The sequence below is a fragment of the Cecembia lonarensis LW9 genome (genome assembly GCF_000298295.1).
Classification (GTDB): Bacteria; Bacteroidota; Bacteroidia; order Cytophagales; family Cyclobacteriaceae; genus Cecembia; species Cecembia lonarensis.
Window position 1 is genome coordinate 1 of record NZ_AMGM01000305.1, and the last position, 650, is coordinate 650.

The 650-nt window shown below is 45.4% G+C and carries 1 protein-coding gene; it reads left to right on the plus strand.

Annotated features, from left to right (window positions below; all coding sequences use genetic code 11):
• On the plus strand, positions 1 to 650 hold a 650-nt coding region (locus B879_RS21445), incomplete at both ends, for an IS256 family transposase (protein ID WP_040401651.1).

Here is a 650-nt window from a genome sequence, read left to right on the forward strand (position 1 = left end):
AGGGGAACTCAGTGGAAGACGTGAGACGTCTTCTGGAGGACATTTATGGAGTGAGTATCTCTGCAGGCCGGATTTCCCAGATTACCGATAAAGTGCTTCCGGAGATCCAGGAATGGCGTACAAGAAGTCTTCAAAGCTTTTACCCCATCGTGTATCTGGATGCTATACACTTCAAAGTACGCCAGGACGGCAAATACACCAACAGCGCCTTCTATACGGTATATTCGGTGGATTGGGAAGGGAACAGGGACGTATTAGGGCTTTATATCAATTCTGGCGGGGAAGGAGCTAAAAAATGGGGCATGGTGATGGAAGACCTGAAATCAAGAGGAGTAAGTGATATTCTGGTGGTTTGTACGGATGATCTTCAGGGATTTTCCGATCAGATTCAGGAAGCTTTTCCTGCTTCAATTGTCCAGAAGTGTATAGTCCACCAAATACGGAATTCACTCAAATATGTGGATGAAGCTGATAAGAAAGCCGTAATTAAGGACTTGCGTCAAGTCTATACTTCCACCACCGAAGAGAGTGCGAAAACAGCACTGTCAGCATTTGAAGCAGCGTGGGGGAAGAAATACAAGTATATCGTCAAACAATGGAGGGAAAACTGGACTGAACTGATGGCTTTCCTGGATTTTCCTTTACCGATG